Origin of the sequence: Fusicatenibacter sp., from assembly GCF_050872605.1 — a bacterium.
Lineage (GTDB): Bacteria > Bacillota > Clostridia > Lachnospirales > Lachnospiraceae > Fusicatenibacter.
Genome location: NZ_JBNMHD010000002.1, coordinates 141,044 through 164,888, shown reverse-complemented (window position 1 = coordinate 164,888; position 23,845 = coordinate 141,044). Strand labels below are relative to the sequence as shown.

At 50.3% G+C, this 23,845-nt stretch carries 25 protein-coding genes; 23 read left to right on the top strand and 2 right to left on the bottom strand.

The annotated features are described in order from the left end of the window. Positions 1-153 precede the first annotated feature (153 nt). Positions 154-1,182, bottom strand: a complete 1,029-nt coding sequence (locus tag ACY2VT_RS01575; RefSeq protein ID WP_461878638.1) for a LacI family DNA-binding transcriptional regulator — start codon at positions 1,180-1,182, stop codon at positions 154-156. A gap of 312 nt (positions 1,183-1,494) precedes the next feature. Between ACY2VT_RS01575 and ACY2VT_RS01570 the strand changes: the two genes are divergently transcribed. The 5 genes from ACY2VT_RS01570 to ACY2VT_RS01550 all read left to right on the top strand — a co-directional run bounded on the left by ACY2VT_RS01570 (position 1,495) and on the right by ACY2VT_RS01550 (position 7,514). Next, positions 1,495-2,868, top strand: coding sequence for an ABC transporter substrate-binding protein (locus ACY2VT_RS01570; RefSeq protein ID WP_461873167.1), 1,374 nt, complete (start codon positions 1,495-1,497; stop codon positions 2,866-2,868). Positions 2,869-2,895: 27 nt separating this feature from the next. Then, positions 2,896-3,768: a carbohydrate ABC transporter permease gene (locus ACY2VT_RS01565; RefSeq protein WP_461873166.1), complete on the top strand. Its 873-nt coding sequence runs from the start codon at positions 2,896-2,898 to the stop codon at positions 3,766-3,768. Further along, positions 3,768-4,628 (top strand): carbohydrate ABC transporter permease, encoded by an 861-nt coding sequence (locus ACY2VT_RS01560; RefSeq protein ID WP_461878637.1) that lies wholly within the window; start codon positions 3,768-3,770, stop codon positions 4,626-4,628. Before ACY2VT_RS01565 ends, ACY2VT_RS01560 begins: the two co-directional genes overlap by 1 nt. Before the next feature lie 112 nt (positions 4,629-4,740). Beyond that, complete coding sequence (locus ACY2VT_RS01555) at positions 4,741-6,060, top strand: glycoside hydrolase family 32 protein (RefSeq protein WP_461878636.1); 1,320 nt, start codon at positions 4,741-4,743, stop codon at positions 6,058-6,060. A 134-nt stretch (positions 6,061-6,194) separates the two neighbouring features. Continuing rightward, entirely contained in the window at positions 6,195-7,514 is a 1,320-nt protein-coding gene (locus tag ACY2VT_RS01550) for an aspartate kinase (protein WP_461878635.1), read from the top strand. A gap of 55 nt (positions 7,515-7,569) precedes the next feature. Here ACY2VT_RS01550 and ACY2VT_RS01545 read toward each other — a convergent pair whose 3' ends face one another. Then, entirely contained in the window at positions 7,570-8,940 is a 1,371-nt protein-coding gene (locus ACY2VT_RS01545) for an MATE family efflux transporter (protein WP_461878634.1), read from the bottom strand. Positions 8,941-9,123: 183 nt separating this feature from the next. Between ACY2VT_RS01545 and ACY2VT_RS01540 the strand changes: the two genes are divergently transcribed. The 18 genes from ACY2VT_RS01540 (at position 9,124) to ACY2VT_RS01455 (ending at position 23,817) form a co-directional block, all read left to right on the top strand. Next, positions 9,124-10,008 (top strand): AraC family transcriptional regulator, encoded by an 885-nt coding sequence (locus tag ACY2VT_RS01540; RefSeq protein WP_461878633.1) that lies wholly within the window; start codon positions 9,124-9,126, stop codon positions 10,006-10,008. A gap of 105 nt (positions 10,009-10,113) precedes the next feature. Beyond that, on the top strand, positions 10,114-10,812 hold the full coding sequence (gene pyrH / locus ACY2VT_RS01535; protein ID WP_022461497.1) for a UMP kinase: 699 nt from the start codon (positions 10,114-10,116) through the stop codon (positions 10,810-10,812). 66 nt (positions 10,813-10,878) lie between these two features. Beyond that, positions 10,879-11,397, top strand: a complete 519-nt coding sequence (gene frr / locus ACY2VT_RS01530; protein WP_373141022.1) for a ribosome recycling factor — start codon at positions 10,879-10,881, stop codon at positions 11,395-11,397. Between the two features lie 68 nt (positions 11,398-11,465). Continuing rightward, complete coding sequence (uppS, locus tag ACY2VT_RS01525; protein WP_461878632.1) at positions 11,466-12,203, top strand: polyprenyl diphosphate synthase; 738 nt, start codon at positions 11,466-11,468, stop codon at positions 12,201-12,203. A gap of 5 nt (positions 12,204-12,208) precedes the next feature. Then, the gene (locus ACY2VT_RS01520; protein WP_461878631.1) at positions 12,209-13,000 is read left to right on the top strand and encodes a phosphatidate cytidylyltransferase; all 792 of its coding nucleotides are present in this window, start codon (positions 12,209-12,211) and stop codon (positions 12,998-13,000) included. A 52-nt stretch (positions 13,001-13,052) separates the two neighbouring features. Continuing rightward, positions 13,053-14,207: a 1-deoxy-D-xylulose-5-phosphate reductoisomerase gene (locus ACY2VT_RS01515; protein ID WP_461876884.1), complete on the top strand. Its 1,155-nt coding sequence runs from the start codon at positions 13,053-13,055 to the stop codon at positions 14,205-14,207. Positions 14,208-14,213: 6 nt separating this feature from the next. Then, entirely contained in the window at positions 14,214-15,506 is a 1,293-nt protein-coding gene (gene rseP, locus ACY2VT_RS01510; protein WP_461878630.1) for an RIP metalloprotease RseP, read from the top strand. A 73-nt stretch (positions 15,507-15,579) separates the two neighbouring features. Further along, the gene (locus ACY2VT_RS01505; RefSeq protein WP_461876886.1) at positions 15,580-16,833 is read left to right on the top strand and encodes a peptidoglycan-binding protein; all 1,254 of its coding nucleotides are present in this window, start codon (positions 15,580-15,582) and stop codon (positions 16,831-16,833) included. A 139-nt stretch (positions 16,834-16,972) separates the two neighbouring features. Continuing rightward, positions 16,973-17,338, top strand: a complete 366-nt coding sequence (gene ylxM, locus ACY2VT_RS01500; RefSeq protein WP_022461504.1) for a YlxM family DNA-binding protein — start codon at positions 16,973-16,975, stop codon at positions 17,336-17,338. Between the two features lie 2 nt (positions 17,339-17,340). Continuing rightward, the gene (gene ffh / locus ACY2VT_RS01495; RefSeq protein WP_461878629.1) at positions 17,341-18,690 is read left to right on the top strand and encodes a signal recognition particle protein; all 1,350 of its coding nucleotides are present in this window, start codon (positions 17,341-17,343) and stop codon (positions 18,688-18,690) included. Between the two features lie 54 nt (positions 18,691-18,744). Continuing rightward, positions 18,745-18,990, top strand: coding sequence for a 30S ribosomal protein S16 (gene rpsP / locus ACY2VT_RS01490; protein ID WP_022461506.1), 246 nt, complete (start codon positions 18,745-18,747; stop codon positions 18,988-18,990). A 21-nt stretch (positions 18,991-19,011) separates the two neighbouring features. Continuing rightward, the gene (locus tag ACY2VT_RS01485; RefSeq protein ID WP_441761262.1) at positions 19,012-19,242 is read left to right on the top strand and encodes a KH domain-containing protein; all 231 of its coding nucleotides are present in this window, start codon (positions 19,012-19,014) and stop codon (positions 19,240-19,242) included. Between the two features lie 176 nt (positions 19,243-19,418). Then, positions 19,419-19,925 carry a ribosome maturation factor RimM gene (rimM, locus tag ACY2VT_RS01480; protein WP_461873155.1) on the top strand — a complete coding sequence of 169 codons (507 nt, stop codon included), beginning with the start codon at positions 19,419-19,421 and terminating at the stop codon, positions 19,923-19,925. 18 nt (positions 19,926-19,943) lie between these two features. Beyond that, on the top strand, positions 19,944-21,068 hold the full coding sequence (gene trmD, locus ACY2VT_RS01475) for a tRNA (guanosine(37)-N1)-methyltransferase TrmD (RefSeq protein ID WP_461878628.1): 1,125 nt from the start codon (positions 19,944-19,946) through the stop codon (positions 21,066-21,068). Positions 21,069-21,156: 88 nt separating this feature from the next. Continuing rightward, complete coding sequence (rplS, locus tag ACY2VT_RS01470) at positions 21,157-21,504, top strand: 50S ribosomal protein L19 (protein WP_022461510.1); 348 nt, start codon at positions 21,157-21,159, stop codon at positions 21,502-21,504. A gap of 81 nt (positions 21,505-21,585) precedes the next feature. Next, positions 21,586-22,146 (top strand): signal peptidase I, encoded by a 561-nt coding sequence (gene lepB / locus ACY2VT_RS01465; protein WP_461878627.1) that lies wholly within the window; start codon positions 21,586-21,588, stop codon positions 22,144-22,146. Positions 22,147-22,170: 24 nt separating this feature from the next. Then, a complete protein-coding gene (ylqF, locus tag ACY2VT_RS01460) occupies positions 22,171-23,013 on the top strand; it encodes a ribosome biogenesis GTPase YlqF (RefSeq protein ID WP_461878626.1) in 843 nt (280 codons plus the stop codon). Between the two features lie 36 nt (positions 23,014-23,049). Then, positions 23,050-23,817 (top strand): ribonuclease HII, encoded by a 768-nt coding sequence (locus ACY2VT_RS01455; RefSeq protein ID WP_461878625.1) that lies wholly within the window; start codon positions 23,050-23,052, stop codon positions 23,815-23,817. Positions 23,818-23,845: the final 28 nt, after the last annotated feature.

The window sequence follows — 23,845 nt, the reverse complement described above, 5'->3', positions numbered from 1 at the left end:
CCCGAAAATAATGCAAAAAAGGCAGTGCTGCAGAGCGCGAATTGCAAGGAACAGATTTGAAGGCGTACCGGGGTACGACGAAAATCTGTGACGCAGTAATTCACGCTCTGCGGTGCTGAATTTTTTGCATTATTTTCGGGTCTTGCTATAAAATCAAGTGGTCGTCTGACGCCGGATCAGAAGCGGCGGAACGGTCTTGTGAACCGGCTCGGCAAGCGGCACCGGATGGCGTTTTTTCCGTTCCTGCATCTGGGAGACCAGAAGGGAAACAGCTTCGTCTGCAATCTGGTCAATCTGCTGGCCGACAGTGCTGATCGGATAGATAGCCTGCTCGGAAATCGGCGCACCGTCGAAGCCGATGAGTTCGTAATCGTCCGGCAGGGTATGGTATTTGCGAATCAGAAGATTTAAAAGAATATTGGCATGATCATCGTTGGAGAGGAAGATGCCCTTTTTCTGACCGGCATATTTTTGTTCGATGCTGTCAAAGATTTCCTGCATCGGTGCTGCGGCTTCCTGATAGGAGAGTCCGAAATCCCGAATGATAACCTCGTGCGGTACACCGGCCTTTACACAGGCATCCTGGAAACCGGTGAGACGGCGGTAGGCAGGAACATTTTCTTTGGTCGGTGAGTTCAGATGAATCAGGACATCACAGTGGTTATGAATCAGAAGCGAAGTCGCTTCGTACGCGCCGAGGTAGTTGTCTGTATTGACACTGCTGACGAACTGGTCTTCGCGCTCAATTGCAACGACCGGGATCTGCAGATTGGAGAGTTCGCGGGAGGAGAGTGTATGGGAGAGGACGATGAGACCCTCGATTTTGTACGACATCAGCTCCTGAATGTAGCGGCGCTCCGTCTCGTCGTGGCCGTTTCCGGCGAAGACGAGGAATTTATAGCCATATTTCTCATAAGAAGCAAGAATCTGATTCAGCATCTCGGAATAGTAGTTCATGGAGAGACTCGGGATCAGGACGCCGACAAATTCGGTCTGTCCGTTCGCGAGGATTTTTGCCACTTTGTTTTCTTTATAGTTCAGTTTATCCAGTGCATCGGAAATGATCTGCTGATTTTCCAGTGTCAGGGAATCCGGGTTGTTGAAATACCGGGAAATGGTTGTTTTGGAAAAATGCGTGTACTGTGCAATATCATTAAAGGTTACATTTTTTTTTCGTGCCATAAGTTCAAGTGTCCTTCCCTTCAAAAGTGTTGCGTGAATCGTGTAAGCTTTCAGAAAAAAACAAATAGTATATGAATATAGTATAACATTTCTCGCCCGCCGGAACAAGCGGGAATCGGTTAAGTAACCGGTTTTGTAAAAGTTTCATAAAAGCCAAAAACAAAATTATGGAAAATCACGAAAAGTAAAGAAAATATTGACGAAACTCACTGTCAATGCTATGATAAAGGCAATGAAAGTAACCGGTTACTTGACCGGTTACACAAAACGAAGGACAGGACCCGCTGTCCAGAGATAACAGGAGGATTTGTGATGAGAAAGAAATTTAGTGCCAGGGCGGCAGCTCTTGGAATGTCCGGCGTGCTTCTTACTTCTGCATTGACCGGATGCACCTTCGGCTTCGCAAGCGATCCGGATGACCCGAACGCAGTAAAAGAAGAAGTGCCGATCGACATGACCACCGATACCTTCCAGTACGATACGTCGCTTTCCGGAACGAGTATCGTCATCATGAACACAAAAGCAGAAATCCAGACAGCACTGGAAGAGATTGCAAAAGTGTTCGAGGAGAAAGCAGGCGTACATATTGAGATCATGCCGGTAACGGACGGCGATTCTCCTTATACCAAAGTAGTCAGCCTCTACAACTCCGGAAACCCGCCGACACTTTCCATTCTGGATACGACCGATGTCATTGCGCTGGCAGAGGAAAAAGCAGCCGACTTAAGCAATGAAGCATGGACCGGTGAGGCAGAAGAATACCTGACCAAAATCAACGGAAAGGTTTACAGCTTCCCGCTCTGTATCGAGGGCCGCGGTATTATCTACAACAAGAGCGTGATCGAAGATACCTTAGGTACCGAGTTCGATCCATCCGAGATCAAAACCCAGGACGACTTCGCAGCACTCCTCCAGAGCCTGCGGGACAACGGAATGAAAAATCCGATCTCCATGGCAAAAGAAGACTGGTCCCTTGGTGCACATCAGCTGCAGTACATCTACGAGACATACGACGGAACCTCCGACGGAGCAGCAGAAGTCATCAACGAGCTGAAGGACGGAACCTTATATCTGCCGGACTACAGCCGTATGAATGAGTTCCTGAATGCCTTTGATCTGTTAAAAGAGTACAACGTAGCAAAGGGCGACCCGCTCGGCGCAGATTACGATGAGATGGCAATTGACCTGGCAGACGGAAAAACCGCTTTCTGGTTCAACGGAAACTGGGCATGGCCGAACCTCGAGGAGGCAGGTGCTGAGACGACCGACGAGTACGGCTTCCTTCCATACTTTATGAACAACGATCCGGACGACTTCGTCAACAGCAAAATCCAGGCATCCCCGTCCAAACAGATTATGCTGGATGATATTGTGGCAACCGACGCGCAGAAAGCAGCAGCAAAAGAGTTCCTGAACTGGCTGGTTTACAGTGAGATCGGACAGCAGATGGTTGTAAAAACCTGCAGCCTGATTCCACCGTTTAAAAACAATCCGAACGAGCCAAGCGATCCGTTAAGCTGCGACATCTATGAAAAAGTACAGAACGGCGAAGCATTCAACGCATCCGCGATCGTGCCGAACGACCACTGGTCCGTCCTTGGTGCGGCAATGCAGAAATATCTGGCCGGAAGAAGTGACCGCGGGGAACTGATGGATTCCATCCAGGCATACTGGGATGAGCAGTAGGCCGGAGGATATGAAGGAGGAACGAAAATGAAATCAAGCAACAAGGGAAAAGATTTCTGTGTATTTGCGCTGCCGGGCCTGTTCTGCTTCCTGGCAGTCGTCATGGTACCGTTTGTCTACGGTATTTACCTGACCTTAACCGACTGGAACGGTGTTTCCAGCGTGAAAAACTTTGTAGGACTTTCCAACTTCGCAGCCGTTATGCGCGACGCACAGTTCTGGAAATCCCTGCTGTTAACCTTTAAATACGTTATTGCGGTTGTTGTTCTCGTCAATGTGATCGCCTTTTTGCTGGCTTACATCCTGACCCGCGGCATCAAAGGCCAGAACTTCTTCCGTGCCGGATTTTTCACCCCGAACCTGATCGGCGGTATCGTACTTGGATACATCTGGCAGTTTGTATTCTCCCGTGTTTTCGTCAGCATCGGCGAGACCACAGGATGGAGCCTGTTTGAAATTTCCTGGCTTTCCACCCCGAACAAAGCATTTGCAGCACTGGTACTCGTTTCGGTATGGCAGCTGGCAGGATACATGATCCTGATCTACGTTGCCGGCTTTATGGGACTTTCTGAGGACGTGCTCGAGGCGGCAAGCATCGACGGCGCATCCGGCTGGGTAAAAATGAAAAACATTATCCTCCCGCTGATGATGTCCTCCGTTACCATCTGCCTCTTCCTGACCCTGTCCCGTGCGTTCATGGTATACGATGTCAACCTGTCCTTAACCGGCGGTGCTCCGTACGGAACCACTGAGATGGCAGCCATGCACGTATATGAGAAAGCATTCACATCGAGACAGTTCGGTGTCGGCCAGGCAGAAGCCTTTATCCTGTTTATCATTGTAGCCTGCATCAGCGGTATTCAGGTATACACCACCAAGAAGAGGGAGGTTGAAGCATAATGAATCAGAAGAAAATTGGCGGAACAAAGAAAAAAGTAACCGACGCGCTGGCTATGCTCCTTATGATCATCGTTTTCTGTGCGTTCATGTTCCCGTTTGCCATGGTTATCATCAACTCCTTAAAACAGAAACGTGATATTATTAAGAGTCCGTTCTCCTGGCTGTTCACCATCAAAGGTCTTTCGTTTGACAACTTTGTAAAAGCATTTACGCAGATGAATTTCCTGAACGCGTTCAAGAATTCTCTCTTTGTAACCGTAACAGCAACCGTACTGGTTACGGTACTTGCAGCTATGCTGGCTTACTACATCGTGCGCAATGTCAATGTATTTTCCAATGTCATTTTCGCACTGATGGTTGCATCCATGATCATTCCGTTCCAGGCGATCATGATTCCGCTTGTCAGTGTATACGGCGGAACCTTAAACATTCTGAACCACAGACTGACCTTGATCTTCATGCACACCGGGTTTTCCATGGCAATGTCCGTGTTCATGTTCCACGGATTTATCCGCGGAAGTATCCCGCTGGCGCTGGAGGAAGCCGCTTACATCGACGGCTGTACCCACACACAGACCTTCTTCCGCATCGTGTTCCCGCTGTTAAAGCCGATCATTTCCACCATGGTAATCATGAATGCGATGGCATTCTGGAATGACTTCCTGCTGCCGTCCCTGGTACTGACCGACAAAAAGCTGCTGACTCTGCCGCTTTCCACCTACAGCTTCTACGGAACCTACTCCGCAGATTACGGAACCATCATGGCAGGCCTTCTGCTCTGTGTCATCCCGATCCTGATTCTGTACGTCGTACTGCAGAAACAGATCATCAACGGTGTTGTAGCCGGAGCAGTGAAATAAAATAACAGAAATGACAGAACAGCCGGGCAAAGAAGGGCGGAACAAAAAAGCTTTCTTTTCCCGGCTTTTCTTAGTGAAACAACAGGAACGAGACAGAAAGGAAACGAAACACATGAAAAACAGATTGCACGTAAAAGCGCCGGGCAACTGGGTCAATGACCCGAACGGCATGATTTATTACAAAGGACAGTATCATCTTTTCTACCAGCATTTTCCATATGCACCGCGGTGGGGTACGATGCACTGGGGCCATGCGGTAAGCCCGGATCTGATTCACTGGGAGCACGTCGGTGTTGCCCTGTTCCCGAGTCTTTCTGAGGATCAGAACGGCTGCTTTTCCGGAAGCGCGGTAGAAGAGGACGGCGTGATGCATCTCTTTTACACTGGTGTTCATTATAATCAGGTAGATCCGAAAGATATTCATGCGTGCCTGAATGGCGACTTTATCTCGTCGCAGCTTCACCTGACCTCGAAAGACGGCATGCATTTTGATGTGTTCGGGGATAAAGAGGTTGTTATCCCGGCACTCACCGATCCGGAAATCGGCGACAATACGCACACACGCGATCCAAAGGTATGGAAGGGAAGCGATGCGTGGTACATGGTGCTTGGAAGCACGACGAAGAATCACAAGGGCGAGGCATTATTCTATAAGAGTGAGGATCTTTCCCACTGGCATCTGGCCGGACAGGCGACGACGAAACAGAAACTTGGCTGGATGTGGGAGTGTCCGGATCTCTTTACCGTGAATGGACGCAGCGTCTTTGTATTCTCTCCGATGGAACTGATCGAGGAGACCGACGGCTATGCAGATCAGGCGATCTGCATGCTGCCTGACTTTGATGAGAAAACCTGTACGATGGAGTTCCCGGAGAGCTGGCAGCTTCTGGACTGCGGCGGCGATCTCTATGCACCGCAGACTATGACAGATGCGGACGGAAACCGGATTTCCATCGCATGGCTTCGGATGCCGGAGCCGGTAGATGGTACATGGAACGGTATGTTCTGTCTGCCGCGTGTGGTAGAGGTAGAAAACGATCACATCTATTTCCGCGTTCTTCCTGCTGTCCGCGATGGATTCTGCAAAAAGACAGATTCCATTGTCTCTGCCTGCGGGGAGTGTGTCATGATCCGAGCTGAATTAAAAGAAGGTGAGAGTCTGGAAATCGGCGGCTATAAGATCTGGCGGCAGAGCGGCAAGGTCTGCGCAGACCGTACAAACGTCTATCCGTCCGGCGCAAAAGGATGGCTCCATGCGGAGACACCGCAGTTAAAAGAGGGCGATCTTCTCGAGATTTTCGTGGATCCGAATATGATCGAGATTTATGCAAACGACGGAGAGTACGTCTTAAGCCAGGCGGTTTACGGCCTTGGAGAGACATTCTCCTATGAAATGGAGAAAAAACCGGAAATTTATCTGTGGAATGAATAAATCAGCCAAAAAAGTTCTTGACGCATACGGGATTTTGTTCTAATCTAGTACGTAACAGCTTTCTAACGTTAAAGTGACGGGCTGAAAAACGAGATTTCGAAAGATATCCGAAAAGAACGCAAGGAGAGATTATTATGAAGAAAGTAGTAAAATTCGGCGGCAGCTCCCTCGCGAGCGCAGAGCAGTTTAAGAAGGTCGGAGACATCATCCGCGCAGATGAGGGAAGAAGATACGTGGTACCTTCCGCTCCTGGAAAACGAAATTCTGCTGATACGAAAGTAACCGATATGCTGTATGACTGCTACCGCACTGCAGTTGCCGGAAGAGATTTCAAGAAGAAACTGCAGAACATCAAAGCGAGATATCAGGAGATCATCGATGGTCTGAACCTCAGCCTGGATCTTTCCCCGGAATTTGAAAAAATAGCAGAAAACTTTGCCGCAGCAGCCGGAGAGGACTACGCCGCATCCCGCGGAGAGTACCTGAACGGTATCGTGATGGCAAATTATCTGGGATATACGTATATTGATTCTGCAGAAGTGATCTGCTTCGACGAGAACGGAAACTTCCTTGCAGACAAGACTGACAAAGTGCTTTCCGAGCGTTTAAAAGATCTGGATAACGCAGTCGTTCCTGGATTCTACGGCGCAAAACCGGACGGAAGCGTAAAAACCTTCTCCCGCGGCGGTTCTGACATCACCGGTTCCATCGTGGCAAAGGCCGTACACGCTGACATCTACGAGAACTGGACCGACGTTTCCGGTTTCCTGGTAACCGATCCGCGTATCGTCAAAGATCCGGAAGTGATTTCCACCATTACCTACCGCGAGCTGCGTGAGCTTTCCTACATGGGAGCTACCGTACTTCATGAGGACTCCATCTTCCCGCTCCGCCAGGAGGGCATTCCGATCCATGTGCTGAACACCAACGCACCGCAGGATCCGGGAACCATGATTGTAGAGAATACCTGCAGCAAACCGAAATTCACCATCACCGGTATTGCAGGAAAGAAAGGCTTCGCATCCATCACGATTGAGAAGAGCATGATGAATACCGAGATCGGCTTTGGCAGAAAAGTACTTGGCGTCTTTGAGGATAACAATCTTTCCTTTGAGCATATGCCGTCCGGCATCGATACCATGACGGTATTTGTTCATCAGAGTGAGTTTGCAGCAAAAGAACAGCAGGTTATCGCAGGACTGCATCGTGCCGTACAGCCGGATTCTATTGATCTTGAATCCGATCTGGCGCTGATTGCTGTTGTAGGACGCGGTATGAGAAGAACGAGAGGCACAGCCGGAAGGATTTTCTCTGCACTGGCGCATGCACACGTTAATGTCAAGATGATCGATCAGGGTTCCAGCGAGCTCAACATCATCATCGGCGTGGAGAACCGCGATTTCGAGACTGCAATCAAAGCGATCTATGATATCTTTGTGGTAGCACAGATCTGAAAAAGATAAAAAACAAAATCTCTGTCAGGAGTGTGGACTTCCGACAGAGATTTTTTTATGCCGCTGTATCGCGGAATTCTTTTCGAATCATGAAAGTAAAAATGCAGATCACCGCACAGCAGATGATCCAGGTCGTCGGTTCGCAGAAGCAGACAGCGCGGTATCCGATCGACGGGACGAGAAACAGGGCGAAGAGTATCTTCCCGATCAGCTCGAGCACGCTGCAGAACAGCGGTACATAGCGGTGATGCATGCCCTGCAGACAGTTGCGGAGAATCACGAGAAAGCCCATCGGCGGGAAAATCGGGACGCAGACCTGAAGATACATCAGTGCGTTGGAGAGAACCTCCGGGTCCTGACTTCCGGTGATGAGACGGATCACAGCCGGCGCGATGGTGAAGGTAAAGAGAAGCGCCGCAAGCCACCAGATCAGATAGAGTGCGCAGGCGATTTTAGCACCGTCCCCGATGCGTTTCCGTTTTCCGGCACCGAAATTCTGGCTCGAATACGTTGCCATGCTTGCGCCGAGAGAGTCCCCCGGCAGCATAAACATCTCGGCGAGACGCCGTCCGCCGACCTGTGCGGCAATGTACGTGCTGCCGAGTGCATTGATGCTGCCCTGCAGAATCACGCTTCCGATGTTGTAAACGGCATTCATAAGCGCCATGGAAAGTCCGTTGAAAAAGACATCCAGAGCGAAGGAGAAGCCGGTACGAAGACTGTCAAACGAAAAGCGCAGAAGCGGATAACTGCGGTAAAGGTAGAAAAGGCCGAGCAGTGCACTGACAGCCTGCGCGAGTACGGTGGCAATAGCGGCTCCCTGAATGCCCATGTGAAGAGAACCGAGAAACCAGACGTCAAGAATGATATTGAGGACACTGGAAAAGGCGAGAAACAGAAGTGGTACGACGCTGTTTCCAATTGCACGAAGGAGACTTGCTTCCATGTTGTAGAGCATTGTAAACGGAAGGCCGAGAAAAATCACGGTGATATAGGCGAGTGCTCCGGCAAAGGCGGTATCCGGCGTCTGTAAAAGACGGAGCAGCGGGCAGCGAAGCAGAAATAAAAGCGCGGCGAGAAAAAGGCCGATGGAAAGGGAAAAGACCATCATCCAGGCGGCGGCCTGCTTCATTTTTCTGTTATCCCCGGCGCCGAACCAGCGGCTGACGGAAATGGCAAAGCCGTTGTTTAGACCGACGGAAAACGTGGTCAGCATGCTGTAGAGTGCGGAAGTCGCTCCGATTTGTGCCAGAGCGGCATCGCCGAGCATATTTCCGGCAATGGCAGTGTCGGCGAGATTATAAAACTGCTGCAGCAGACTGCCGAAAAAAACGGGCAGTGCAAAGGTGAGCAGAATCCGTAAGATATTGCCGGAAGTCATATCCAGTGTCTGGGATGGGGAAGCGGATGTTTGTGATGCGTTCATCGCAGTAACCTCCTGTGAATCGTAATGTTTTATCGTTGCGTAAGGCCGGAACTTATTTCCCGGTCGGGAACAGGATTACTATAGCACAGACATTTCGCTTGTGTCTTGCTGAAATACGACGTATACTGGTAAAAAAACGACATTTCTGCCAAAAAGAAAACAGCAAAAAGGAGGAATAAAAGCATGGGAATTATTCAGTCAATGTCGGAAATTGCTGTGGATGACAGTGGAAAAGAGATTATGGAGGACTTCCATGTTTTTCCGATGATCGTGAACGACGGCGACATTCACCAGTTCATCGGCGGCTGCATCACGGCACACTGGCATCCGGAGTGGGAAATCTATGTGCAGCAGGATGGAGAGGCACTGCTTGACATTCAGGGAGAGCGGATCACGCTTTCACCGGGGGAAGGCTGCTTTATCAACAGCGGGATTCTGCACTGCTTCCGCGCAAAAAATGAGCATCCGTGCCGGTACCGCTCGTTCGTTTTTGATTCCTCTCTCGTTGCGGGTGTTCCCGGCAGCGTATTTGATCTGACGTATGTGACACCGGTGAAGAAAACAGGACCGACATTTCTGAAACTGGAGCAGACAGAGGAAAATGCGCCGTATTTTACGGCGTTTCAGCGTGCATTTCTGGCATGCGTGTTGATGGAACCTGGATATGAATTTCAGGTGCGGGCTGCGTTTTCTGAGATCATGCTGTTTCTGTGCGGGAAAACAGAGCAGTCTCCGCAGCGGGCATCGGAGAGTATTCAGGAGGTGCATATCAAAGAGATGATGTCCTGGATCGAAAACCATCTGACGGAGCCGCTTACGTTAAAAGAAATCGCCGTAAGTGTTCACCTCTCTCCACGGGAATGCCAGCGGATTTTCAAAGCGTATCTGCACCGGACGCCGATGGAATATCTGCAGTGGAGGCGGATTCTCGCAGCGGCAGACGATCTGCGGAATACAAACGAAGAGATTATGACGATTGCGCTGAACTATCAATTTTCCTCGCCGGGGTATTTTTCAAAGAGATTTAAAAGCTACACCGGCCTCACGCCGACCGAGTACCGCAGGTAAACAGAAACGAATTTTGCCCTTGTCGTTTTGGGGAACAGATGGTATAATCATTTCATAAATGCAAGACATTTGTGAAAAAATATCATAAAGGAACGAGGATGCAAGATGAAACGACGAGTATTACTGAAATTGAGCGGAGAAGCTCTTGCAGGAGAGAAACACACCGGTTTTGACGAGCCGACCGTCACAAAAGTGGCAAAACAGGTAAAAACTCTGGTAGACCAGGGGATTGAAGTCGGCATCGTAATCGGAGGAGGAAACTTCTGGAGAGGACGCAGTTCCGAAAATATTGACCGTACCAAAGCAGACCAGATCGGTATGCTGGCAACTGTTATGAACTGTATCTATGTATCAGAAATCTTCCGTTCCCAGGGAATGATGACAGCCGTTCTGACTCCATTCCCATGTGGAGAGTTCACAAAAGGATTTTCCAAAGACCGTGCAAACAAATATTTCCAGCACAACATGGTTGTATTCTTTGCCGGCGGTACAGGCCATCCGTATTTCTCAACCGATACGGCAACCGTACTTCGCGCCATTGAGATCGAGGCAGACGAAATTCTGCTTGCAAAAGCAGTAGACGGTGTCTACGACAGCGATCCGAAGACCAACCCGGATGCAAAGAAATTTGACGAGATCTCCATTCAGGAAGTCATTGAAAAGGATCTGAAAGTGGTAGATATGACCGCATCCATCCTTTGCAAGGAAAACAAAATGCCGATGCTGGTATTTGGTTTAAATGAAGAGAACAGCATTGTAAATGCTGCAAACGGAAAAATCAACGGTACACGAGTAACCGTATAATAGCAGGAGGACAAATTTAATATGGCAAATCAGATCGACGAGAGAGTAAAACCGTTTGAGGTAAAAATGGGAAAATCCATTGCAAGCCTCGATTCCGAATTCGGAACCATCCGCGCAGGCCGTGCAAATCCGCACGTACTGGACCGCATTACTGTAGATTACTATGGAACACCGACTCCGCTGCAGCAGGTAGCAAACATCTCTGTTCCGGAAGCACGTATGATCCAGATCCAGCCGTGGGAAGCATCCCTGGTAAAAGAGATCGAGAAAGCGATCATGATGTCCGATCTTGGCATCAACCCGTCCGATGACGGAAGAGTCATCCGTCTGGTATTCCCGGAGCTTACCGAGGACCGTCGTAAAGAGCTGGTAAAAGAGGTAAAGAAAAAAGCCGAGGGCGCAAAAGTAGCCATCCGCAACATCCGCCGCGATGCCAATGATGCGTTCAAGAAACTTGCCAAAGAGGACGTTTCCGAGGACGAAATCAAAGAGCTCGAGGAGCAGACCCAGAAATTAACAGACAAATACATCAAAGAAGTAGATCAGATGGTGGACGTAAAATCCAAAGAAATTATGACCGTGTAATACAAAGAAAACGAGGGGCTGCCTGTCATTTGCAGGCAGCCTGTTATCGTTTACGGAGGAAAAAGAATATGGATAATGAATTAAAAGTGCCGAATCACATCGCCATCATTCTGGACGGAAATGGCCGATGGGCGAAAAAGCGGAACATGCCGCGCGGCTACGGCCATATCGTCGGCTGCGATAATCTGGAAAAAATGTGTGATGTGATCAAAGACATGGGAGTCAAATATCTGACCGTCTATGCGTTCTCGACCGAGAACTGGAAACGCTCCCGCGCCGAGGTGGAGGGTCTCTTAAAGCTGTTCCGCCAGTATTTAAAACGATGCATCAAAAAAGCGCATAAAAACCAGATGCGCGTCAAAATCATCGGAGATCCAAGCGCGTTCCCGCAGGACATCCAGGACAGCATTCATGAGCTTGAGGAGTGCTCCAAAGACTACGATCATATGTATTTCCAGATCGCAATGAACTACGGTTCCCGCGATGAAATCCTGCGCGGTATGACCCGCATGATCGAGGATGTGAAAAACGGAACGCTTGCAGAGGATGCGTTTGATGAGAACGGAAAGCTGACAGAAAGCTGCTTTGAGAGCTATCTCGACACCGCCGGCATCCCGGATCCGGATCTTCTGATCCGCACAAGCGGCGAACAGCGCCTTTCCAACTACCTGATGTGGCAGCTCGCCTACACGGAATTTTACTTTACCGAAGTTCCGTGGCCGGATTTCCACGAAGAGGAATTGAGAAAAGCCATCGAACAATATAATAACAGAGACCGGCGCTACGGCGGCGTGAAGGAGGAATAAGAAAGATGTTTAAAACAAGACTGTTAAGCGGCATCGTGCTCGTTCTTGTGGCGTTGCTCACGATCTGCAGCGGCGGAACCGTGCTCTATATGACAGTGCTCTGCCTGTCGCTGATCGGCGCAGGAGAGCTGTTCCGCGTCATGAAAGTAAGAGGAGACAAGTGGAACCTGCTGGAAATCACAGGCTATGCGGGCGTTGTGATTTTCTATCTGTCCCTGCTGCTTCAGGATCCGATGTACCAGATGCTTGCACTGATCCTGGATCTCGTGCTTCTGATGGCAGTATACGTATTTACTTATCCAAAATACAACGCCAATCAGGTGATGCCGGCGTTCTTTGCAATTGTCTATGTCGGCGTAATGCTTTCCTATGTATACCAGACCCGTATGCTGGACGGCGGAAAATTCCATGTATGGCTGATTTTCCTGTGTTCCTGGGGCTGTGACACGTGTGCATACTGCGTGGGCGTGCTTTTTGGAAAACATAAAATGGCGCCGGTTTTAAGCCCGAAAAAATCCGTAGAAGGAGCTGTCGGCGGTATCGTCGGAGCAATTCTGCTCGGTATCATCTATGCGGCTGCAACAAAGGGCGGCATGATGGAATATGCGATTATCTGCGGTGTCGGCGCGCTGATCTCCATGGTCGGAGACCTTGCGGCATCCGCAATCAAACGAAATCAGGGCATCAAGGATTACGGAAAGCTGATTCCGGGCCACGGAGGCATTCTTGACCGCTTTGACAGCGTAATCTTTACCGCACCGATCATCTATTTCCTGTCGGTGCTTCTGATTCACTAGAAAAAAGCTTCCCACACAGCATAAACGGGAAGCAGATGGGAGAAACTGGAATATGAAGAAAATAGCAATTCTTGGTTCAACCGGTTCGATCGGAACCCAGACCCTCGATGTCGTGCGTGCCAACGGCGATCTTGAGGTGGTCGGCATCAGCGCCGGAAGCAATATTACCCTGCTCGAGCAGCAGATCCGGGAATTTCATCCAAAATTTGCGGCAGTCGGTGATGAGGCGAAAGCGGCAGAACTCCGTGACAGAGTGAAGGATCTTCCTGTAAAAATCGGCAGCGGCATGGACGGCATGCTCGAGCTTGCTACGATGCCGGAGAGTGAAATCCTTGTGACAGCGATCGTCGGCATGATCGGCATCCGCCCGACGGTTGCGGCGATGAAGGCAGGAAAAGACATTGCACTGGCAAACAAAGAGACACTGGTAACGGCGGGACACATTATTATGCCGCTGGCCAAAGAATGCGGCGTGCAGATTCTTCCGGTTGACAGTGAGCACTCGGCAATTTTCCAGTGCCTGCACGGGGAAAACAGAAAAGAAATCGATAAGCTTCTGATCACCGCATCCGGCGGTCCGTTCCGTGGAAAGACGAGAGCAGAGCTCGAAAACGTAACGGTAGAGCAGGCGCTCCGCCATCCAAACTGGTCGATGGGCCACAAGATTACCATCGATTCCGCGACACTCGTCAACAAAGGACTCGAGGTTATGGAAGCAAAATGGCTGTTCGGTGTCGACCTCGACCACATCCAGGTTGTGGTACAGCCAAAGAGCATCATTCATTCGATGGTAGAATTTAAAGACGGCGCCGTCATGGCACAGCTTGGCACGCCGGATATGAAACTGCCGATCCAGTATGCACTGTATTACCCGGAGCGCCGCTTCCTTGCAGGCGACCGCCTCGACTTTGCGGCGCTGACACAGATCACGTTTGAAAAACCGGATATGGAGACCTTCCTCGGCCTTCCGATGGCAATGCAGGCGTCCCGGACGGGCGGCTCCATGCCGACGGTCTTCAATGCGGCAAATGAACGCGCCGTTGCACTGTTCCTCGCGAAGAAGATCCGTTTCCTCGAGATTTACGACGTGATCGCCGGTGCAATGGAAGCACACAAAACGATTGCCGATCCGACGCTGGAGCAGATTCTCGCGACGGAGCAGGAGACGTATGAATGGATTGCAAGCAGATATAAGATGGGAGAATAAGACAGCATGATTGTAAAAATCCTGATAGCCGTACTCATTTTCGGAATTACCGTCATTATCCATGAGCTGGGGCACTTTCTTCTGGCGAAGGCGAATGGCATTACCGTGACGGAATTTTCGATCGGCTTTGGCCCGACTGTCGTGAAGACAGAAAAAGGAGGAACGATCTATTCCTTAAAACTTCTGCCTTTCGGCGGCGCGTGCCAGATGCTCGGCGAGGACGGTGAAGAGGAGGGGGAAGGAACCTTTAACAGCAAATCCGTGTGGGCAAGAATTTCCGTCGTTGCGGCGGGACCGGTGTTCAACATGATTCTGGCATTTTTCTGTGCGATCTTTGTGATCAGCTACGCGGGAAGCTCCCCGGCGCGCGTCACAGAAGTTGCGGACGGTTCGCCGGAGGCAGAGGCAGGCCTCGAAGCGGGAGATATTATCACATCCTACGAGGGAAGACATATTTCCATCGGAAAAGAGCTGAACTCCGTGATGACGGTACAGGGCGTGCCGACGGATGAGATTACGCTGGAGGTCAAAAAGGCCGATGGAGAAAAGAAAACGATCACATATGAACCGACGATGACGACGCGGTATATGATGGGCTTCAATTACGATGACTGCGACCGCGGCATGGAATTCACGTATGTGCAGCAGAATATGCCGCTTGCCGCTGCGGGTGTTGTTGCGGGCGACCTGCTCGTATCGATCAACGGAGCGCCGATCACCTGTGTGGCAGATTTTACTGCTTACCAGACAGAGCATCCTTTCGATGGAAGCGTTGTGACGCTGGAGTATGAGCACAGCCAAAAGACGAAAGAGATTACGGTGACACCGGTTGAAAACACGTATGCGAATGTACAGTTTTCGTATCAGCTCCGGGAGAAACAGTCCCCGATCGGCGTGCTGAAATACAGCGTGCTGGAGATCAAATACTGGGTGCGCACCGTCATTGACAGCGTCGGTATGCTGATTACCGGACAGTATTCCGTGAACGATCTTTCCGGCCCGGTCGGCGTGGTGGATGCGATCGGAACCGCCTATGATGATGTAAAATCGCAGGGCGTTCTGGTTACGGTGATGACGATGCTGAACATGGTGATTCTGCTGTCATCGAACCTTGGCGTCATGAACCTGCTGCCGCTCCCGGCACTCGATGGCGGACGGCTTGTCTTTCTGATCATAGAAGCCATACGCAGAAAACCGATCCGGCGTGATCTGGAAGGCATGGTTCACTTCGCGGGCCTGGTGCTGCTGATGGCGTTGATGGTCTACGTCATGATCCACGACGTCCAGCGGATCCTGTAAATCGAAAAGTGAAAAGCAACAAAGCCTCATATTCTGCATACCATAAAAGGAGTGCAGGATATGGGGCTTTTTTATGAAAAATTTGCGTATGCAGCAGGAAATGACTGACCGCGGGCGGCTGGAAATCCGGGTAAATGCAAGAATCCAGGCGCGGCCTGTTTCCGGGGCGCGGGTGACGGTTTCGTATACGGGAGATCCGCAGAATGTGATCGAGGAGCTGATTACCGACGGGGACGGCAGAACGGAGACGCTGGATCTGGCGACACCGCCGCTCGAGTACAGTCTGGAACCGAATGTGAACCAGCCGTATTCCGAATATACGGTGAAAGTGGAGGCGGAAGGGTATGAAACGGTTGAAGTGACGGGCTCCGAGCTTCTTTCAGGAGAACAGTCCGTCCAGCAGGTGGACCTCAAACTGGCAGAGGGCGCAGCGTTTGCGGATGTGACGATCCCGGATCATACGTTGTTCGGCGAATATCCGGAGAAAATTCCGGAAAGTGAGATCAAGCCGACGGGGGAGAGCGGCGAGATTGTGCTGTCCCGCGTCGTGATCCCGGAGTATATCATCGTCCACGACGGAGCGCCGACCGACAGCACGGCACGCGACTATTATGTGCGGTACCGCGACTACATCAAAAACGTGGCGTGCTCAGAAATCTATGCAACGTGGCCGGATGCGGCGATCCGTGCGAATATTCTTGCAATCATGTCGTTTACGCTGAACCGCGTCTACACGGAGTGGTATCGCAACAAAGGATACGATTTTACGATCACCTCGTCGACGGCCTACGATCACAAATGGATTTACGGCAGAAATATTTTCGACAGCATTTCCCTTGTGGTCGATGAGATCTTTGCCGATTACCTGTCGCGCCCGAATGTGAAACAGCCGATTCTGACACAGTACTGCGACGGAAACCGTGTGAGCTGCCCGAACTGGATGAGCCAGTGGGGTTCGAAAAAACTGGCGGACCAAGGGTATTCGACGATCCAGATTCTCCGCAATTATTATGGAGACAATATGTATATCAACACGGCAGAGGAGATCTCCGGCATCCCGTCCTCCTGGCCGGGGTATGACCTGACCATCGGCTCGTCCGGAAACAAGGTGCTGCAGATGCAGGAGCAGCTGAACGTGATTGCGGAGGTGTATTCATCGATTCCGACGGTCTATGAAAATGGCTATTTCGATGAAGAGACGCAGGACGCCGTCGAAGCATTTCAGCGGCTGTTCGGCCTGCCGGTCTCCGGCATTGTGGATTACCCGACGTGGTATAAAATCCAGTCGATTTATGTGGCGGTAACGAGGATTGCGGAGCTGCAGTAGGCTTACAAAAGTCTTTACAAGGGGCGTATTTTCTGCGGAAAAACGCGGAAAATGCGCCTTTTCTGCAGCTTCCGGTACATATCATAAAAATTTTAAAACTGTCAAGAAAAAATACTTGACACCCTGCATCTTTTCGTGTATGATAACCAAGGTGATCGCAATGGAAAAAATATTGGAACAGACATTACTGTATGATTTTTACGGCGAACTTCTGACCGAACATCAGCGTCAGGTATACGAGGACGTGGTGCTCAACGATTTTTCCCTGAGCGAGGTTGCGGCAGCGCGGGGCATTTCCCGCCAGGGAGTCCACGATCTGGTCAGACGCTGCAACAAGACACTGGAAGAGTATGAAGAAAAGCTTCATCTGGTACAACGCTTTGTGCAGATCCGGGAAAATGTGAACGAGATCCGAAAGCTGACAGACCCTTCTGGTGATACCCCGAAAGAAGATGTGATGCAGCGGATTGCAGCAATTGCATCGGATATATTAGAGGAGCTTTGAGCATGGCATTTGAAAGTTTAACCGAGAAACTCCAGAATGTTTTCAAAAATCTCAGAAGCAAGGGCCGTCTTACCGAGGCGGATGTAAAGACTGCGCTGAAGGAAGTTAAAATGGCACTTCTCGAGGCGGATGTCAGCTTCAAAGTAGTAAAACAGTTTATCAAATCCGTACAGGAGCAGGCAGTCGGACAGGACGTCATGAACGGACTGAATCCGGGCCAGATGGTCATTAAAATCGTAAATGACGAGCTGGTCAAGCTGATGGGTTCCGAGACAACGGAAATCGCACTGCGCCCGGCAAGCGAAGTTACCATCATCATGATGGCAGGTCTTCAGGGAGCCGGTAAAACAACCACAACCGCAAAGATTGCAGGAAAGTTAAAAGCAAAGGGAAGAAAACCTCTCCTTGCCGCCTGCGATGTCTATCGTCCGGCAGCGATCAAACAGCTGCAGGTCAACGGAGAAAAGCAGGGTGTGGAAGTGTTCGCCATGGGAGATAAAAACCGTCCGGTGGATATCGCAAAGGCAGCGCTGGTGCATGCAAAGACAAACGGCTTCAACGTATTGATTCTGGATACCGCAGGCCGTCTGCACATCGATGAAGAGATGATGCAGGAGTTACAGGATATCAAAGCGGCTGTTCCTGTGGATCAGACCCTTTTGGTAGTAGACGCTATGACCGGTCAGGATGCAGTCAATGTGTCCGAGATGTTCAACAATAAAGTCGGCATCGACGGCGTAGTGCTTACAAAATTAGATGGTGACACCAGAGGTGGTGCGGCACTTTCGATCCGCGCAGTTTCCGGCAAACCGATTCTTTATGTCGGCATGGGCGAAAAGCTTTCGGATCTGGAGCAGTTCTATCCGGACCGTATGGCGTCCCGTATCCTCGGCATGGGCGATGTCATGAGCCTGATTGAAAAAGCACAGGCAAACATCGACGAAGAGAAAGCAAAAGCCATGGAACAGAAGATGAAGAAGGCACAGTTCGACTTCAACGATTACCTGGATTCCATGGAGCAGATGCGCAATATGGGCGGCATCTCCAGCATCCTGAATATGCTTCCGGGCGTCGGCACAAAGATGAAGGGCCAGGACCTCGAGAGTATGGTGGATGAAAAAGATATGGCGAGAAAGGAAGCCATCGTGCTTTCCATGACGCCGAAGGAAAGAGAAAATCCGGATCTTATCAACCCGTCGAGAAAGCAGAGAATCGCAAAAGGTGCCGGTGTTGATATCGCGGAGGTAAACCGTTTCATCAAACAGTTTGAACAGTCAAGAAAAATGATGAAACAGATGACCGGAATGGTCGGTCAGGGTGGTAAAAGAGGAGGATTCAAACTTCCCTTTTAGCATAAAAGAAAAAATATAAATAAATACATGAATTTACAATGGAGGTAAAGAAAAATGGCAGTAAAAATGAGATTAAGAAGAATGGGACAGAAGAAAGCTCCTTTTTATAGAATCGTTGTAGCAGATTCCAGATCCCCAAGAGACGGACGTTTCATCGAGGAGATCGGAACCTACGATCCGAACCGCGAGCCGAGCGCAATCAGCTTCAACGAGGAGGCTGCTAAAAAATGGCTGGCTAACGGCGCACAGCCGACCGAAATCGTTGCCAAACTCTTAAAACAGGCTGGTATCGAGAAATAATTCATACGGGGGTATCTTGTAATGAAAGAACTTGTCGAAGTAATTGCAAAATCTCTGGTTGATCATCCATCTGAGGTAGTTGTGACAGAAACCGTCAGCGGTGATGACCTTCTGCTGGAGCTCAAAGTAGATCCGTCAGATATGGGAAAAGTCATCGGACGTCAGGGACGTATTGCGAAAGCAATCCGTACGGTTGTAAAAGCAGCTTCCTCAAAGAGCGACAGAAAAGTTGTCGTAGAAATTTTACAGTAAGTAAAAGATAGGAAAAGGAACCGACAGTTGCTGCCGGTTCCTTTCTTTACGCGGGCAACGAGCCAAAGTCCGTGCTTGCACGGGACCTTGGCGACTGCCGCGATAACTTGGGAAACACGCTTTGCGAGTTTCTCAAGTCGCAATACACAGTAGAACTGGTTGGAAAGGGTTTTTGAATGGAAGAATATTTGCAGATTGGCGTAATTACCACAACCCACGGCGTACGCGGTGAGGTAAAGGTATATCCGACGACAGATCCGGAGCGTTTTCTTTCTCTGGACCGCGTTTTTCTCGACACAGGAAAAGAAAAAAAAGAACTCCATGTAACTGGCGTGCGTTTTTTCAAACAGCTTGCCATTGTAAAATTCAAGGGAATTGACAACATCAACGATATCGAACGGTATAAAGGCTGCAGCCTCTATGTGACGAGAGAGGACGCCATTCCGCTCGAAGAGGACGAATACTATATTGCAGATCTGCAGGGTATGCAGATGTACACCGAGGACGGCGAACTGTTCGGCACGCTCCGCGACGTGATGGAGACCGGCGCAAACGACGTCTATATTGTAGATTCAAAAGAGCACGGAGAAGTTCTGATTCCGGCGATCCATGACTGTGTTCTGGATGTGGACCTGGATGAGCAGAAGATGACGATTCACCTTCTTCCGGGCCTGATTGACTGATAAAGAGAGTAAAGAACGATGAAATATCATATTCTGACGCTGTTTCCGGAGATGATCGAGCAGGGGCTGCACACCAGCATCCTCGGAAGAGCCATCAACAATGGCTATATTTCCCTCGAGACGACGAATATCCGGGATTTTTCAGCAAATAAATTCAATCGTGTGGATGATTACCCGTACGGCGGCGGTGCCGGCATGGTCATGGAGGCGGAGCCGGTGTTCCGTGCTTACCAGTCGGTAGCCGGAAAGATCGGGAAAAAGCCGCGCACGGTCTATCTGACACCGCAGGGAAAAGTGTTAAACCAGACGATGGTGGAAGAGCTGGCACTTGAGGAAGATCTTGTGCTGCTCTGCGGCCACTATGAGGGCATCGATGACCGCGTACTGCAGGAAGTGGTAACGGACTATATCTCGATCGGAGATTATGTTTTAACAGGCGGAGAACTCGGTGCAATGGTGCTGGTGGATGCGGTATCGCGGTTTGTGCCGGGTGTCTTAAGCAACGAGGAATCTTCGCAGTTTGAGTCACTGCAGGACAATCTGCTTGAGTATCCGCATTACACAAGACCGGAGACATGGCACGGGAAAAAAGTTCCGGAGGTGCTTCTTTCCGGAGACCACAAAAAGATCGAAGCATGGCGCCATGAGGCCTCTCTGGTGCGGACAGCCGAGCGGCGGCCGGACCTTCTGGAGAATGCATTCCAGATTTCCTGCGCATGCAATGAAAAAGAGGAATCGTCTGCCTGGGCGCACGATCTTCTTGCAGGCATGACACGCTACGGTGTCAGTCTTGATCTCGGACGAAAGAAGATCCGGAAACAGAAAAATCTGTTTGATGACCATGACCTGCTGATTCTGCAGCTTCCGGGAACGCTTGAGGAGGGGATGAAAGCAAAGAGCGAGTATATCCGCAGCTTTGCCGGAAAAGAAACACCGCTGGTGTTTTTGTGCCCGGCCGGATTCTCGGAAGAGGAAGAAAAACTCGAAGAGCAGCTTGAAAAAAACGGTTTCCGTCTGGTCGCACGGCTTACCGGCATACCGTCCGCGGACGGCCTGCAGCGGTTTTCCTTCGCGCTTCGCAGTCTGCTGTACAGCGGCGAATGGAAAGTGAAAAAAATACTTGCATCTGCGGATGCATTATAGTATAATGTAACTTGTTGTGAGTAAAGAGATGGTCCGCTGTTGCAAAAAGGCATTAAGAACATCCAGGGTAAAAAAAGGAGATAAAGAAATGAACGACATTATTAAGAAAATCGAAGATGCACAGTTAAAAGCAGAAGCACCGGAGTTCCGCGTTGGTGATACCGTTAAAGTTTACGGTAAAATCAAAGAGGGTAACCGCGAGCGTATCCAGGTATTCGAAGGCGTTGTCCTGAAAAGACAGGGCGGCGGAAGCAAAGAGACCTTCACTGTTCGTAAGAGCTCTAACGGCGTAGGCGTTGAGAAAACATGGCCGGTACACTCTCCGAACGTTGAGAAAGTAGAAGTTATCAGACGTGGTAAAGTAAGACGTGCGAAACTGAACTACTTAAGAGACCGTGTTGGTAAAGCAGCGAAAGTAAAAGAGCTGGTAAAATAATAAGTCGTTAAAAGGATGGCCGGAGGAACATGAGCAATTGTGTTTCTCCGGTTTTGTCTTACGGAGAATTACACTATGGGTATGAATACCAGATATGTAAAAGAATATTTCTACAAGAAAAAGATCCGTTCCATGCTTGTATGGATTCTGGAGATCATCGCAGCGATTCTTCTCGCGGCGGCATTTTCCTGGTTTTTCTGCAGAAGTGTCGTGGTGCAGGAGGGCTCGATGGAGCCGACTCTCGTGCCGGGGGAGCGTGTGCTGATGGACTCCGCCTGGTACCGCTTAAGTTCTCCGAAACGCGGGGATATCATCGCGTTCCGGACGAGTGAGGACAAGAAGGCGAGCATCCACATCAAGCGTGTGATTGCGCTGCCGGGCGAGACGGTACAGATCAAAGACGGACAGATCCTCATCAACGGGGAAGTCTATAATGAAAAAGATGAATTTCCGGCCATCACAAACGCGGGACTTGCCTCCGAGCCGATCACGGTCGGGAAGGGACAGTACTTTGTGCTCGGCGACAACCGGAACAACAGCGAGGACAGCCGCCACAACGGCATGGGACTCGTGGATTCGGACCGCATTGTCGGAAAGCTCTGGTTTACGATTTCGCCGTGGAAGAAAATCGGTTTCGTGTAAACGCAGCATAGAAGGAGAAGAAACATGAATTATCAGTGGTACCCGGGTCATATGACGAAGGCCCGCAGACAGATGCAGGAAGACTTAAAGCTCATCGATCTGATGATTGAGCTGGTCGATGCGAGAGTTCCTGCAGCGAGCCGCAACCCGGATATAGATGAACTTGGAAAGAACAAAGCACGGCTGATCCTGCTGAACAAATCGGACCTTGCCGATGAGCGTGGAAACGACGCCTGGATGGAATATTTCAAGGGAAAAGGCTATTCCGTTGTGAAGGTCAATTCCCGTTCCGGAGCCGGCATGAAAGCGATCAACAGTGCCGTACAGGAGGCCTGCAAAGAGAAAATCGAGCGCGACCGCAGACGCGGCATCCTGAACCGTCCGGTCCGCGCGATGGTTGTCGGTATTCCGAACGTCGGAAAATCGACATTTATCAATGCGTATGCGGGCAGAGCCTGTGCGAAAACCGGAAACAAACCGGGCGTCACGAAGGGAAAACAGTGGATCCGTTTAAGCAAACAGCTCGAGCTTCTGGATACACCTGGTATCCTGTGGCCGAAGTTTGAGGACCAGCAGGTGGGACTTCACCTTGCGATGATTGGTTCCATCAATGATGAGATCCTGAACGTGGAGGAGCTGGCGCTGTCCGTCATTGATTATCTGACGGCAGAGTATCCGGGAACGCTGGAGAAACGCTTTGGCTTTGAAGGTGTGACGGATCGTGTGGAAATCTTAGGCGAGATTGCTCGTGTGCGCGGCTGCCTGAAAAAGGGAAATGAGCTCGATTACGAGAAAGCAGCACGGCTTCTGATGGATGATTTCCGGAGCGGAAAGCTCGGCAGAATCACGCTGGAAAAACCGGAATAAATGGATTTATCAAAATAAAAAATGCGGAGAACAACGATGACAGAGAAAAAACAATCGATATCCGCCATACGGGAAATTTTTGCGGCAGCTTCGGAGACGGAGCTGCCCGCCCTTTATCTGGAATATGAAGAGGATTCCCGTGCCGGCGTACAAAATCTGATTCAAAAATACCAGAAACAGGAAGAGGCCTTAAAAAAAGAGCGCGAGCGCACGGAACAGATGAAGATCTACGAGCACAAATATGAGGATTTTGGCTGGATCTGCGGCATCGACGAGGTCGGAAGAGGCCCTCTGGCGGGCCCTGTGGTCGCAGGAGCGGTCATTCTGCCGCGCGACAGTAAAATCCTGTATCTGAACGATTCCAAGCAGCTGACGGCCAAAAAACGCGACGAGCTGTACGACGTGATCATGCGCGAGGCAGTGGCCGTCGGCATCGGCTATGCCTCCCCGGCGCGGATCGACGAGATCAATATTTTACAGGCAACGTACGAGGCGATGCGGGAGGCGATCAGCAAGCTTTCCGTGAAGCCGGATGTGCTCTTAAACGATGCGGTGAAAATCCCGCAGGTGGACATCCGCCAGGTGCCGATCATCAAGGGAGATGCCAAGAGTGTTTCGATTGCGGCGGCAAGTATTGTTGCGAAGGTGACAAGGGACCGCCTGATGGAAGAGTACGACAAGGTGCTTCCGGGCTACGGTTTTGCATCGAATAAGGGCTACGGTTCGGCAGAGCATATCGCTGCTTTAAAAGAAATCGGCCCGTCACCGATCCACCGGCAGTCGTTTATCGGCCATTTCGTGTGAAGGCACCGCATCAAAAAAGGAGAAGGTA